At 67.9% G+C, this 13,605-nt stretch carries 12 protein-coding genes; 4 read left to right on the top strand and 8 right to left on the bottom strand.

Annotated elements, in window-relative coordinates:
- Window positions 1–49 precede the first annotated feature (49 nt).
- The 5 genes from PV646_RS02645 to PV646_RS02625 form a co-directional block, all read right to left on the bottom strand.
- The gene (locus PV646_RS02645) at window positions 50–613 is read right to left on the bottom strand and encodes a hypothetical protein (protein WP_500339842.1); all 564 of its coding nucleotides are present in this window, start codon (window positions 611–613) and stop codon (window positions 50–52) included.
- Window positions 610–4,578 (bottom strand): phage tail protein, encoded by a 3,969-nt coding sequence (locus PV646_RS02640; RefSeq protein WP_500339841.1) that lies wholly within the window; start codon window positions 4,576–4,578, stop codon window positions 610–612. Before PV646_RS02640 ends, PV646_RS02645 begins: the two co-directional genes overlap by 4 nt.
- A 73-nt stretch (window positions 4,579–4,651) precedes the next feature.
- Window positions 4,652–5,743, bottom strand: coding sequence for a winged helix DNA-binding domain-containing protein (locus tag PV646_RS02635; protein ID WP_500339840.1), 1,092 nt, complete (start codon window positions 5,741–5,743; stop codon window positions 4,652–4,654).
- Window positions 5,740–6,843, bottom strand: coding sequence for an epoxide hydrolase family protein (locus tag PV646_RS02630; RefSeq protein ID WP_500339839.1), 1,104 nt, complete (start codon window positions 6,841–6,843; stop codon window positions 5,740–5,742). The genes PV646_RS02635 and PV646_RS02630 overlap by 4 nt, the downstream gene beginning before the upstream one ends.
- Before the next feature lie 53 nt (window positions 6,844–6,896).
- Window positions 6,897–7,562: a FadR/GntR family transcriptional regulator gene (locus PV646_RS02625; protein WP_500339838.1), complete on the bottom strand. Its 666-nt coding sequence runs from the start codon at window positions 7,560–7,562 to the stop codon at window positions 6,897–6,899.
- A gap of 111 nt (window positions 7,563–7,673) precedes the next feature.
- On the opposite strand from PV646_RS02625, the gene PV646_RS02620 reads away from it, so the two are divergent.
- A complete protein-coding gene (locus PV646_RS02620) occupies window positions 7,674–8,861 on the top strand; it encodes an MFS transporter (RefSeq protein WP_500339837.1) in 1,188 nt (395 codons plus the stop codon).
- Between the two features lie 91 nt (window positions 8,862–8,952).
- Window positions 8,953–9,357 (top strand): VOC family protein, encoded by a 405-nt coding sequence (locus PV646_RS02615; protein WP_500339836.1) that lies wholly within the window; start codon window positions 8,953–8,955, stop codon window positions 9,355–9,357.
- 5 nt (window positions 9,358–9,362) lie between these two features.
- Here PV646_RS02615 and PV646_RS02610 read toward each other — a convergent pair whose 3' ends face one another.
- The 3 genes from PV646_RS02610 to PV646_RS02600 all read right to left on the bottom strand — a co-directional run bounded on the left by PV646_RS02610 (window position 9,363) and on the right by PV646_RS02600 (window position 12,203).
- Entirely contained in the window at window positions 9,363–9,776 is a 414-nt protein-coding gene (locus tag PV646_RS02610) for a hypothetical protein (RefSeq protein WP_500339835.1), read from the bottom strand.
- Between the two features lie 64 nt (window positions 9,777–9,840).
- Window positions 9,841–11,214: a mycothione reductase gene (locus PV646_RS02605; protein WP_500339834.1), complete on the bottom strand. Its 1,374-nt coding sequence runs from the start codon at window positions 11,212–11,214 to the stop codon at window positions 9,841–9,843.
- A gap of 461 nt (window positions 11,215–11,675) precedes the next feature.
- On the bottom strand, window positions 11,676–12,203 hold the full coding sequence (locus PV646_RS02600; protein ID WP_500339833.1) for a YbhB/YbcL family Raf kinase inhibitor-like protein: 528 nt from the start codon (window positions 12,201–12,203) through the stop codon (window positions 11,676–11,678).
- A 177-nt stretch (window positions 12,204–12,380) separates the two neighbouring features.
- On the opposite strand from PV646_RS02600, the gene PV646_RS02595 reads away from it, so the two are divergent.
- Together PV646_RS02595 and PV646_RS02590 are read left to right on the top strand one after the other, a co-directional pair.
- Entirely contained in the window at window positions 12,381–13,064 is a 684-nt protein-coding gene (locus PV646_RS02595; RefSeq protein ID WP_500339832.1) for a polysaccharide deacetylase family protein, read from the top strand.
- A gap of 65 nt (window positions 13,065–13,129) precedes the next feature.
- Window positions 13,130–13,579 (top strand): AMIN-like domain-containing (lipo)protein, encoded by a 450-nt coding sequence (locus tag PV646_RS02590; protein ID WP_500339831.1) that lies wholly within the window; start codon window positions 13,130–13,132, stop codon window positions 13,577–13,579.
- Window positions 13,580–13,605: the final 26 nt, after the last annotated feature.

The following is a 13,605-nucleotide window of genomic DNA, read 5'->3' as shown; positions in this document are numbered from 1 at the left end:
CGGGGCAAGGCTGGAGCACCGGTCGATCAGTGAGTACCTGACCGACGCTCTAGAGCCCGAGTCCGGCGCGGTCTTCCGGACGCACGTACGGGGTCACCTGGCGCAGGACGTCGCCGAGCACGGGTTTGCCCACCCACAGCGTGAGGGTCGCGACCGCGCGGGCGTAAGTTTGCGAATGATCGAGGAAGTAGCGGGCGAGGTATTCGGCGCCCTGCTCCTCCTTGCCCGACCGCACGCCTCGTTCGGCGAGATAGGCGATGACGTCACCCACATCGGCACCGGCCGGCAGGCTGTCGTGGCGGAGGTAGAGGGTGATCTGCAAGGCGGACGCTCCGTCGGGGTGACGGACCACAGCCTCCGCCCACCAGCGCAGGATCTCGGTCGCGTCCACCGGCGGCGCGAACGGCCGATAGTTGCCCAGCACCCAGACGTAGTCCATGACCACGGAACCAGGAGCACCGCCGGCGAACGCGTCCAGCACGTCCGGGTGGGGCGCTTGGATCGGCGCTCGCGGGAAGACTTCCCTGAGCTCGTGCAATGCCGCGGCGATCCGTTCCGGGTCGCCGGACTCCGTCGCCTCGGTGAATCTGGTGTTCAGGTCGTTCGCGCTCATGGTGTCCGCACTCCGAATCCAGGGTTCCTGCTTCGATGGGCGTCCCAGCGCACCCACGCTGCCCGCAGCTTGTCCCGGCGTAGCTCCGCGCGGCTGACCGCCTGGTCGATCGTGCGGTGGACCCGCTTGGGCAGGTTCGCCTTCTGCAAGCTCAGGTTAGCGATAATGGTGTCGAGGTTGGTCGCGTAGTCACGGCACTTCTCGCCGTGCCACCGGCCCGCGACCGGCCGGCCGGTCCTGATCTCGATGTCGGCGGCGCCTTCCGTGGTCCGGTCGCCTTCGGTGCCGTAGTTGGTCGTCTCGTTGTAGACGTTGTCGACGGCCGCGACCTGCGTCCGCACCTGGTTCTCCGCCTTGATCTCGTTCGCTGCCTCACCGACGGCCCTGGTGAGGGAGCTGGTCGGCTGGATCAACCCTCGCACGATCGCGAGCTGAGCCTCGTCGGTGACCCGAGTCGGTGCCGCGTCGACGGCGGCCTGCAGCGCTGCTCGCGCGGTGCGGATCCGCTCGATCGGCGTGGGCTCCGGTGCCTGTGCCGGGATGACCAGCCCTGCCTGGATCTCGGGCTTGGCCATCTCCTGGTCCGCCTTCTCCAGAGCGGCTCTGGCGTCCTTGAACAGCTTGTCCGCCTCCACCTGCTGCGGGGACGCGGGCGGGACGGCTTTGAGCGCCTTCACGCGGATATCGTCGTAGCGGGCGGTCGCGGTGAGGAACCACTGGCCGAGGTCCTCCGTCTCGCCCTGCGCGGCCTGCTTGGCGTGCACGATCGCGTCGACCCGGCTGGACTTCTGGGCGTAGTCGGCGTCGACCTGCCCGAGCTCCCTCTCGATCTCCGGCCTCGTGCCGGGCGGTCCCAGCGCGGTGACCGCCTTGTGCGCGTTCTCTCGTTCCTCCTTGGTGGCATCGCGCCTGATCTTGAGCGTGTCCAGGTCCTCCGAGTCGACGACCAGGGCGTCGGACTTCTCGGCCATCCGGCTGACCGTGCCCTGCACCGCCCAGTGGGCGCCCTGCTTCACCGGCTCGAGGGTCGCGAGCCCGTACCGGATCCGCACCGCGCCGAGCAACGGCTTGAGCACGCGGTCGCCGACCTTCTTGCCGGCGAACCGGTTGGCCACCGAGACGCCACCGCGAACGCCGGCTTCCAGGCGCTTCTGCTTCCCCTCCGGGCTGTCGTCGCCACCGAGCACCTTCGCCTTGATCTTGGCGCCGACGCCCTTGACACCGCGGATGATCGGCCCCGCCAGCGCCAGCCCCTTCTTGATCACCCAGTCCAGCGCCTTGTTCACCGGCTTCTGCAGCGTCTCGATGATCGACCGGATCTTCGCGCCGATGCCGCCGAGCCCGATGGCGCTCGCGAGGAAGCCGATGATGAGCGGGACCATCTGGCCGAGCACGTCGTTGATCTTGTTGACGACGCCGCTGACGTTGCCGCGCACGATGTCGGCGACGGAGTCGATCACGGTGTTGACGAACTTCATGATGCGGCTGCCGTTGTTCACGAAGAACATCACGACGTCGTAGATGAGCTTGCAGGCCTTGATGAACGCGGCGGCCGGGTTGAGCAGGCCGATGAGCCAGGTGATGCCCGCGGTGATGATCTTCGTGATCACGAAGTCCTTGACCTGGGCGAGGATCGTCTCCTTGATGTCGCCGAGCTTGTCCAGCAGCATCTGCCACAGGCCCGAGACGCCCTGGGACGTGAGGACCTGGAAGATCTCTACGCCCTTTTCGGCTGCTGCCATGGCTTTCTCGCCGATTTGGCGAACCAGGCGGTTGCGGATGTTCGACCAGGTCAGGCCGAAGATCGACGCCAGTAGTTTGATGATGCCGCGCACGTCGAACTTCTCGGGGAGTTCGATGCCCGCTTCGGCCAACGCGCCGAAGAGCCAGCCCATCAGGCCTTTGCGCAGGTGGTCGAGGATGTTGTCCTTGAACTTGAGGATGCCGCCCTTCACGCCGGCGACCAGGTTGCCGAGGAACTCGACGGGCTTCTTGATGATGTCGCCGACCACCCCGGCGGCGCGGGACAGGACGTCGCGCAGCATTCCGGCGAGTTCGCGGATCGTGTTGATCACGCCCTTGACGGCGTCGATCGCCGCGTCGACGAAGCCCTTGTTCTCGGCCTGCAGCGCCTCGATGCGTTCGTCGAGGCCTTGGCGTGCCTCGACGTACTTGCTGGCGAGGGTGTCGACGACGGCGTTCTGCTTGTCGGTGACGTCGCTCTCCAGCTGCGAGAACTTGTCGTCGATCTCGGCGGACGCCTCGGCTCCGACCTTCTGCAGGTCGGGGGAGAGGGTCTTCACGAACGCGGCTATCTCGGCCTTGCCGGACGCGATCCGTTGCTTGGCGAGGGAGAGGTCGCCGCCCACGATGTCGGCGACGCGCGAGATCACGCCGTCCATCTGCTTGAGGTAGACCTCGCGGCCGGCGGTGTAGAACTCGTTCACCTTGTCCGGCATGCCGAGCAGCTTGTCCTTGGCCCAGCGGAACCCGCCGAGCCAGCCGCTGTAGCGGTCCTGCTTGTAGGCGCCGACCTTGGCCGCGACGAACGACTCGAACGCCTGCTTCGCCTGTGCCTCGCCCTTGGTGAACGCCTCCTCGACCTTCGGGTCGATGCCCTCGAGGATCTTCTTCACGGCGGTCTCGGTGGCCGTGAAGATGCTCTGCACGCGCGTCGTCACGTCGGCGCGCTTCGCCTCGTCCTTGGTCTTCGTCTTCCCCTTGTCCGCCACCAGGCTCGCCAGCGCCGCGCCCTTCGCGCCCTGCATGCCGGCGACGCCCGCGGAGGTCACGGCACCCGCGTCGGCCTTGGCCTGGCCGAGCACCTGCTGCTCCTGGGCACGGAACTGGCCGGGTGCGGTGTCGGCGTGCGCGGCGGCGGTCTGCTTGGCGTCCAGGGCCTGCTGGAACTGCGGTTCGTTCGAGTGCTGCAACTGCTCGTCGGTGACGTCGCCCTGTTCCTGCGCGACCTGGTTCTTGCCCGCGCTCAGATCGGTCTGCGCGGGGGGCGCGGGCTTCGGGACGGCACCGGCGGCCGGGATCGGTGGTGCCGTGCCGGGGTTCTCCGGCGCCATCGGGGTGACCGGCTTCGGCACGGCCTTCGACTGGTCCGGCGGAGCGTCGGTGGCAGTCTCGACGTCCTTGGCCTGGCCGTCCTTGCCCTGCGAGACCATGCCCTTCACCTCGGCGCCGACACCGTCCGCCTTGCCCTGCGGCGCCGTGGCCTCCTGCAACGTCTTCGGCGACTTGGCCTCGATCGCGGTCTTCACCGCCGCGATGAACGCCTGCTTGTCGAACGACCCCGCCTGCTGGGCGTCCATCGTGTCGACCTTGGACACCTTCGCCTGGCCCGCCAGGTCGTCGGCCGGCGCCTGCGCGGCGTCCTGCGCCTCCTTGGCCTTCGCCGAGGCGGGCGGGTGCGCCTTCTTGGCCGCCGCGAAGCCCTTGACCTTCTCGGTCACCTGCACGAACGCCGGATCGGCCGCGGCGACGGCCGGAACCGCCGGTGCCGCACCGGGTTTCGCCGACGAGCCACCGGCCTTCGTGGCGGGGCGGGCGCCCGCCTTGCCCAGCTTGGACTGCGCGGGCACCGGTTTCGCGGGAGGCGTGGGCTTCTTGGGCGCGACCGCGTTCGGGCCGAATCCCGTCGTCGTCACGGCGAGCGCGGACGCCGGTGGTTTCGGGCCCTCCAGCGTGACCGGCACCCCGGCCGTCTGCGCGGCCTTCAGGCCCTTCTCGACGACGTCGATCTCCGGCTCGTCGCGGCGGACCTCCTTCAACGCCGCGTCGATCGCGCTCTCGTCCGGCTGCTTCTGCTTGGCCGCCATGAGCGCGCCCACGGCGGCGTTGCCCGCGTTGCGTTGCAACGCGAGCAGGGCGTGCGGGCTCCCGGAAACGCGGACAGCCTGACGCCTGCCGTCCGCGAGAGCCTCCGTGCCCTCGGCTTCCCGGCGTGCGGAGACCATGCCCCGAGCCTGTCCCGCGAGGGCCTGCCGCGGACATGGCCGTCAGACACCCTCGGGGGCAGGAAATACCGCCCTAAGGGGCAATGATGACGTGCGGCTTCTTCGGGGACATCACCTTCAGCACCGCCTTGGCCTCGCGGATGACGCCGGCCATGTCCTTCTTCGTGGTCTTGGAGTACGGCTCGATCGTCAACGTCGCCGCGTCCTTGTTCTCCACCACGTTCCAGGTGCCGCGCAGGAACCCGTCCACGAGGAACGTCGGCGGGAACACGCCGTTGCGCACCGCGCCCCACCTCGACCGCGCGTCCTCGCTCATGATCCGCTGGCGATCCGCGTGCCCCAGCAGCACGTTGTCGAACGCGGGCAACAACCGCGCGGGCGCCGGCACGTCCTCGGACACGATCACGCCGTCCGGCACGTCCAGCAGCACCTTGCCGTCCTCGTTCTTGTACTCCACGAGGTCGAGATCCGCCGCGTGCGCCTTCAACCCGATCAACCGGGACCAGGCCTGCATGTCCGCCAACGTCGCCGGTCCGAACGCCCGCAGATAGCGCTTGATCAGCTCCGGCACGGCGGCCTGCGGTGGCAGTTCGCGCCCGAGCCACGTGGCCATCGCGACGTTCTGCGGAACCCCGCCCACGCCCCAGATCCCGCGCGGCGGCACCTGGATCATCGGCACCAGCATCTGCGCCTGCGTCGACATCTCCCGCGCCTTGGCCTCGGGGAAGTGCTCCTCCAGGTGCGCGCCGATCTCCGCGACCGTGCGCGGTTCGGCGTCGATGTACTCGCGCGTGATGCGCGCCAGCTTGTCGAGGTCGATCTCGACCCGCGTGGCGGGCGGCATCACGATCTTCGCCCACTTGTTGAGCTCCGGCTGCAAAGCCGTGCGCATCAAGTAGACGTCGTTCGCCGAGATCAGGTGCAACGTGCCGCGCCACAACGTCATCCGCACCAGTGAGCGGTCGATGATGAGCTTGCTCAACGCGTCGACCTTGTACGGCTTGAGCCGCGTCCACAGCGCGAGGTACGGCGGGATCGGTGCCTGGGCCTGCAGGCCGCCGAGGTGTTCGACGGCCTCCACGATCGGCATGGACGTCCGCTCCAGCAGCAGTTGCCGCGCGAGCAGGGTCCGGTTGAGGGTGCGGTTCGAGAGTGTTGTGCTCACAGTGATCCGAAGAACTTCCTGATGTCTTGGACCAACAGGTCCGGCTCCTCCATCGCGGCGAAGTGACCGCCGCGGTCGAACTCCGTCCAGTGCACGATCGACGGGATCATCTTCTCCGCCAGCGATCGCACCGGCAGGCTGAGGTCGTGCGGGAAGACCGCGACGCCGGTCGGCACGGTCGAGGGCTGCTGGTTGCCCCAGTTCGCCGACTGCTCCTTGTACAGGGCCGCCGAGGAGCCCGCTGTGCCGGTGAACCAGTAGATCGAGACGTTGGTCAGCATCTGGTCGCGGTCCACCGCGTCCTCGGGCGCGCCCTCGTTGTCCGTCCAGTCGTGGAACTTCTCCGCGATCCACGCGAGCTGCCCGACCGCGCTGTCCGTCAGCGCGTAGGAGAGCGTGCGCGGCCGACTGCGCTGCAGGTGCATGTAGCCGGAGAGTTCCTTCTGGTAGTGGTCGAGTGATTCCAGCGCGCGCAGTTCCTCGTCGCTCAGGTCGTTGACGCCCTGCGGCCGGAAGGTCTGCAGCATGTTCACGTGCACGCCGATGACCTGCTCGGGGAACACCCGGCCGATCTCCTGCGCGATGCCGGAACCCCAGTCGCCGCCCTGGGTGCCGTAGCGGTCGTAGCCCAGGCCCTCCATCAGCTTCGCGAACGCCCACGAGACGCGCAGGACGTTCCAGCCGGGCTTTTTCACCGGACCGGAGAAGCCGAAGCCGGGGATCGACGGGATGACGAGGTGGAAGTCCTGGGACAGCGGCTCGATGACGTTGAGGAACTCGACGAACGAACCCGGCCAGCCGTGGATCAGCAGCAACGGCGTCGCGTCCGGGTTCTGCGAGCGGACGTGCAGGAAGTGGATGCGCTGCCCGCTGACCTCCGTCGTGAACTGCGGGTAGGAGTTGAGCCGCTCCTCCTGCGCGCGCCAGTCGAACCCGTCGCGCCAGTACTCGGCCAGCGGGCGCAGGTAGCTCAGCGGGATGCCGTAGGACCAGCCGACACCGGGCAGGTCCTCCTCCGGCCAGCGCGTGCCGGCCAGACGCGAGCGGAGGTCGTCGACGTCGGTCTGCGGGATCTCGATGCGGAACGGCGTGATCTCCATGGCCCCCACGCTATGAGCTCATGCGGACAGCCTTTGTCCGCGGTTCAGCGCTATCAGCAGAACTTCTCGATCAGCTCCTCGAAGAAACCGCCCGCCTCGATCGCCGCCTTCTCCTGGTCACCGTCCCGGACCGCGTGCAGCAGCCCGGTGTGCGACACCTGGTCCTGACCAGGCTGGCTGGTGTCGACAGAGGCCGCCACCGAAGCTTTGACCGCCTCGGTCAAGCCCTGGTAGAGCTCGGCTAGAAGCGTGTTGTGCGAGCACTGCACGAGCAGCACGTGGAACGCGGTGTCGTGCTCGATCACCTCGGTCCACTGCTCGCCCTCCATCGCCGCGTCGCGCTTCTGCAGCAGCTCGGTGAGGCGCGCCAGTTCGGCGTCCGTGCGGTGCTTCGCGGCCAGGCGCGCGCCCTCCATCTCGAGGGTGCGGCGGACCTGGAGCACCTCCTTCAGCTCGGTCCCGCACATGCGGCGGACCGCGCCGGAGATCTCGCTGGTCGCGCGGACGAACGTGCCGTCGCCCTGCCGCACCTCCAGAAGTCCGGCGTGGGAGAGCGCGCGCACGGCCTCGCGGACCGTGTTCCGCCCCACCCCGAGCGCTGTGACCAGCTCGGGCTCGGGCGGGATGCGCTGCCCGACGGGCCATTCACCAGTCGTGATCGCGCCGCGCATCTGCTCGATCACCTGGTCGACGAGACCCGCCCGTCGGGTAGTGGCCAACGGCACAGCGTCATCCTTTCATCCGAACATCCTACGTCTGCGATAGTGAAGCGCGTGACGATGAAGCAGACGACTCTTGCCGCACAGACTGCCACCGATCGAGGTCGCAGGGTGACGGTCGTCCTGAATCGTCACGTTCCGCTGGTCGGGTCCGCGTTGCTCGCGATCGGGGTCGCCCTCGCTGCCGCGAATCTCCGTCCTGCGGTGACCAGTCTGGCCTCGGTGCTCGGTGATGTCCGCGCCGCCCTTGGGGTTTCGGCCGCTTGGACCAGTGCGCTGACGGCCGTTCCGGCGCTTTGCTTCGGCTTCGCGGCGTTCGCGGCCCCCTGGCTGGGTCGCCGCCTCGGCATGGCCCGTGCGATCGGACTTTCACTGGGGGTGCTCACGCTCGGCCTCGTGCTGCGCGTGATCGACGGTCCGTGGGTCGTGCTGGGCGGCACCTTCATCGCGTGTGCGGGCATCGCGGTGTCCAACGTGCTGATCCCGGTGGTGGTGAAGGCTTCCTTCCCCACGAAGGTCGGCCTGATCACCGGTGTGTACACGGGCACGCTGTCCGCCGGTGCCGCGCTGGCCGCCGCGCTGACCCCGCGGCTGGAGGACTGGCTCGGCTCGTGGCGGCTGGCTGTCGGCGCGTGGGCGTTGCTGTCGCTGGGGGCTGTCGTCGTGTGGGCCGCTGCCGCTCGGCACGGTTCGGCGGCCTCCGTGGTGCGGTCGGTCGCTCCCGCTGCGCAGCGCTCGCTGCTGCGCAGTCCGCTCGCGTGGGTCATCACCGTGTTCTTCGGGTTGCAGTCGTTGTTCGCCTACACCGTCATGGGCTGGCTGCCCGCGATGCTCGTCGACTCCGGCGTCGACCGGAACACCGCCGGCATGCTGCTCGCGGTCTCGATGCTGCTGAGCGTTCCGGTGAGCCTGTTCGTGCCACCGATCGCCGCCCGGTTCTCCAGCCAGGCGCCGATGGTGCTGGCGCTGGGTGTGCTGTCGTTCGCCGGGATCCTGGGCATGCTGGTGGCGCCCGCCGCCGCCCCCGGGCTGTGGGTCGTGCTGATCGGGTTCGGCATGGGCATGTTCCCGCTGGCGCTGCTGGTGATGTCGTTGCGCACCAAGTCCACTTCGGACACCGCCCGGTTGTCGGCCATGGCGCAGAGCCTCGGCTACCTGATCGCGGCTTCCGGGCCGTTCGCGTTCGGGGTGCTGCGTGAGGCCACCGGGACGTGGACGGTGTCGTTGACGCTGCAGCTGGTGCTGCTGGTCGCGCTGACCGTGCTCGGCATGGTCGCCGGGCGTCCGCGGTACGTCTAGCCGGTACGCCCAGCCAGGCGGCCGGTGCACGCCGGCCAGCTGGTCAGGAATCGAGAAGCGGTGCGTTCGCGCTGGTCCTAGCGTTGTCGGCATGGACATCAGCATTCACGCCACGTTCCTCCCGGCCACCGACCCCGACGCCTCGCTCGTGTTCTACCGCGACCTGCTCGGCTGGGAGGTCCGGGCCGACGTCGGCCAGGGCACGATGCGCTGGATCACCGTCGCCCCGGTCGGTTCGGGGTCCGCTGTGGTGCTGGAGCCGCCTGCCATGGCGGACGGGCTCACCGACTCGCAGCGCACCGCTATCGCCGAGATGATCGACAGCGGCTCGTACGCGTTCATCAACCTGGCCACACCGGATCTCGACGGAGTGTTCGACAAGCTGCAGGCGGGCGGAGCGGACGTCGTGCAGGAGCCGACCTCACAGCCCTGGGGTGCGCGTGACTGCGTGTTCCGCGACCCCTCCGGCAACACCGTGCGAATCCAGCAGGCCTGACGTTCTCAGTTCGAGACGAAACCTCGGTGCAGCACGGTGAGCTGGTCGGCGAGGTACCGGGCCCAGGCCTTGGCGCGGTCCCAGTCCGGTGCCGCGCCGCCGAAGCTGATCGGGCCGACGGCACTGAGCCTGCGGACCATGCGCGTGACGTCGTTCGGCACAGGAGGCGTGCCGCGGTGGAACAGCCACATCGGTGTGTACTTGAGGGAAACCCGGTGCCGCTTCACGAACCTGTGGGCGTCACGCGTCGCCGCGTCACCCATGATCACGGCACCGAACCCGTGCAGCGATTCGGCCGCGGCGACCGAGAGCACGGTGACTCTCAGCCCGCAGCCCGCGAGTTCGGTGCCGATGATCTCGGCTATCTCGTCTGTGGCGGCGATTTTCGACGTGTAAGCGACCAGGACTCTGTCTGTCATCGCTGCATCGTGGTGGCTGCCGCCGGTTTCCGGCAGCGGCGGAAGTCCCTGTCGTTTAAGGCCTTCAGTCCAGCGGCAGGTTCAGAAGGGCGTTTTCGACCAGTTCGGGCATCGCCGGATGGATCCAGTACTGCCCACGTGCCATGGACTTCGCGTCCAGTCCGAAGCTCATCGCCTGGATCAACGGCTGGATCACCGTCGACGCCTGCGGGCCGATGATGTGCGCGCCGAGCAACTGGCCGGTGGCCGGGTCCGCGATCAGCTTCGCGAAGCCGGTCGTGTCCTCCATCGCCCAGCCGTACGCGATGGACGCGTAGGCCTGGCTGGAGGTGACGTAGCGGATGCCCTTGGCCTTCGCCTCCTCCTCGGTCAGGCCGACGCTCGCGATCTGCGGGCTGGAGAAGACGGCGGCCGGGACGAAACGGTGGTCGCTCTGGATCTGGTCGTCCGGGTTCACCAGGTTGTGCTGGACGACCTTGGCCTCGTGGTTCGCGACGTGCTTGAGCTGGTAGTCCGAGCTGATGTCGCCCAGGGCGAAGATGTGCGGCTGGCTCGTGCGCTGGTACTCGTCGACCTTGACGCGGCCGTCCTCGTGCTGGTCGAGCCCGGCGTTGCCGACCTGGAGGAGGTCGCTGTTCGGCTGCCTGCCGACGGCGATGAGGAGCTGTTGCGCCTCAACGGTTTCTTCGCCGTTCGGGCCTTCGAGGTGGAGCTTCACGCCGGTCGCTGTCTTCTCGGCGCGGGTGGTCTTGCGGTTGAGCTTGACGTCCCACTTGTCCTTCGCGATGTTCGTGAAGCGTTCCGCGATCTCCAGGTCCTCGTGGCGGAGGAGGAGGTTCGAGCGGGCGATCATCGTGACCTTGACGCCGAAGCTGCTGAAGACGTGCGCGAACTCGGAGGCGATGAAGCCGCTGCCGACGATGATCAGGCTCTCGGGGAGTTCGTCGAGGCGCATGATCGTGTCGCTGGTGTGGAAGCCCGTGGTGTCCAGGTCCGCGATGGCCGGGATGGTGGGGCGGCTGCCTGCGGCGATGACGACGCGGTCGGCGGTGATCTGTTCGCCGGTGCCCGTGTCGATCGTGTGGGCGTCGATGAAGTGGGCCGTGCCCTCGTAGACCGTCACGTTCGCGTTCTCGTTGGCGCGCCAGTTGCGGCCGCCTTCGGCGATCGGGTCGATCCGGTTGAAGATCCGGTCTCGGATTTCTGGCCAGTGGACCGTGTCGGTGTGTGCGTCCACGCCTAGTTTCTTGGCGTTCGCTGGGGCTGCGGCCTGGTCAGCGGTGTGGACGAACATTTTTGTCGGGATGCAGCCGACGTTCAGGCAGGTGCCGCCGAAGGTGCCCTTTTCCAGGATGGCGATCTGCCAGCCTGCCGTGGCTTCGGTCGGGATGCTGTTGCCGGAGCCGGTGCCGATGATGACCAGGTCGAAGTGCCTCACGTGTGGATCCAACCATTTTGGGGGGAGGGGTGTTCCCCTCGTGGGGTTACGGGGGGCTTACGTGGGGGTGCGGCTTCGTTGGGTGGTTGCTTTGCGATCCGCGACCGGGCGGGTGGTCACCTTGCGGGCGGCCTGGTCGCTTTGCGTGCTTCCCCTGGGGGCGCTGCCCCCAGACCCCCGGCAATCTGATCAGGGGGCCCGCGCCACGAGCAGGTTGATGGCACGCCTGTTGCGTTGGGCGGCTGCCTGTTGCTTTGAGGGTTGCGTTGGCGGTGGGGTCCCATCACGAGCCGAGCCAAGAGCGGGCCACATGCCTGGAGGGGTGTCAACTCGACAAAAAGCGCGTCGAGTTGACACCCCTCCAGGCATGCAGCAAGAGCTATGGCGCGACTCGTGATGGGACCCCACCGCCTGGACCGCCTGCTGAGGACGGCTCGCCTTCGGCGTTGCGTTCTACCAGGCTAGTGCTGGTAGGTCGGGGTGATGATGGCCCTTGCGAGGGTGTGGAAGGCCAGGTTGAAGCTGACCACCGCTGGGGATGCGTTCTCGTCCACGTCCAGCTTGTCCACGTCTACCGCGTGCACCACGAAGTAGTAGCGGTGCGGGTGGTCGCCCTTGGGTGGTGCCGCTCCGCCGAAGGCACGGGTGCTGTAGTCGGAGCGGACGTGGAAGGCGTCGCCGGGGAGCGTGTCGTCTGACGCTCCTGCACCTGTGGGCAGTTCTGTGGTGGTTGCCGGGAGGTTCACGGCCACCCAGTGCCAGAAGCCCGAGGGGGTGGGGGCGTCCGGGTCGTAGCAGGTCACCACGAAGCTGCGGGTGTCCTCCGGGAAGCCCTGCCAGGCCAGGTGCGGGGAGGTGTTGCCGCCCTCGAAGACCTGGGCGTCGGGGAGCTGTTCGCCGTCCTGCACGTCCGTTGAGGTGACGGTGAAGGTGCCTACCTGCGGGAGCAGCTGGTAGGGGTCGGGAGCGACTGGGCGCTCGAGGCTCATGAGGTCCTCCTTTTGTGATCACCTCGACCCTAGTCCCGTGCAACCATGGGGGCCTGCGCGACGTCTTTCGCGTAGAGGGGGATTTTGATGTCCAGATTGCGGCTTCTTGCTGCGTTTTTGCTGGTTGCGGGTGTGGTGTCGTGTGCGGACGCGGCCGAGTCGCAACCCGGTGGGCCCGTGCTCACCACCTCTGCCGGGCCGGTGAGCACCACCACCGCGGTGCCGCGACCCTCGCGGATGTTCGAGCCGCCCTATCCATATGGGACGGTGCAGGCCAAGGCGCCCGCTGTCGTCGACGGGATGGTGCCCGTTCTCACGCGGATCCCGACTGACAAGCCGTACGTGTTCATCACCATCGATGACGGGGCTGTGCAGCACCCCAAGGCTCGGGAGCTGATGATCTCGGCCGGGGTGTGGCCGTCGGTCTTCCTGAACACGAAGTACGCCGAGGGGCACAAGGACTACTTCAAGCAGTTGCCGGTGACCGTGCACAGCCACACGACGAACCATCCCAACCTGATGGGGAAGGGGTTGGAGTTCCAGAAGAACGAGATCTGCGGCAACGCGGACTTCCTGGCTTCCGAGTACGGGAAGCGGCCCACGTTGTTCCGGCCGCCGTTCGGGAACTACGACTCGACCACTCGGCACGCTGCCGCCAGCTGTGGGTTCAAGGCGCTGGTCAACTGGACTGCCGCGGTCAACGACGGGCGGGTGCAGTTCCAGCAGGGGGATCGGCTCAATCCAGGGGACATCGTGTTGATGCACTTCCGGACGACGTTCGTCGAGGACTTCACGGCCTTCCTGAACCGGGCGAAGCAGGACGGGCTGACGCCGGTGCCGCTGGAGGACTTCCTGGGCTAGCGGGCAACCCCGGAGTGCGATCGCGCGTGTACTGCGCGGGCATCTTTCGGGGAAGAGGGGGAGAGATGAAGCGAACTGCTGTCGCGCTCGTCGCCGTGGGGATGGCGGTGGGTGTCGTGCCGGCCGCTTCGGCGGCCGAGGTGAGCGAGCTGACGGACATCCGGACCGGGGTGCACGCCGGGTTCGACCGGGTGGTGTTCGAGTTCAGCGGGCCGCGGCCGACCGTGACGGAAGGTGTCACCGCCGAGCTGTACAACTGCGGGTCCGGCAAGCCGATCTCGGCCACGGGTGACGAGTTCCTCGAGGTCACCATGCAGCCCGCGAACGCGTACACGTATCCCGGGCCGCGCTCGTTCGAGACGCCTGGGCTCGGGAAGGTCCGGAGTGTCACGAACACGTGTGGCTTCGAGGCGCACCTGGGCTTCGGCATCGGGTACTCGGGCACGGGGCGGTCGTACGCGGTCTCGTTCCTGGACAACCCGAGCCGGGTCGTGATCGACATCGACAACAGCTGACGCAACTGTGGCTTGGGTCACACGTC

Origin of the sequence: Streptomyces sp. ID05-26A (genome assembly GCF_033794685.1) — a bacterium.
GTDB lineage: Bacteria > Actinomycetota > Actinomycetes > Mycobacteriales > Pseudonocardiaceae > Lentzea.
The sequence above is the reverse complement of the archived record's forward strand: the minus strand, read 5'-3'. Positions and strand labels throughout refer to the sequence as shown.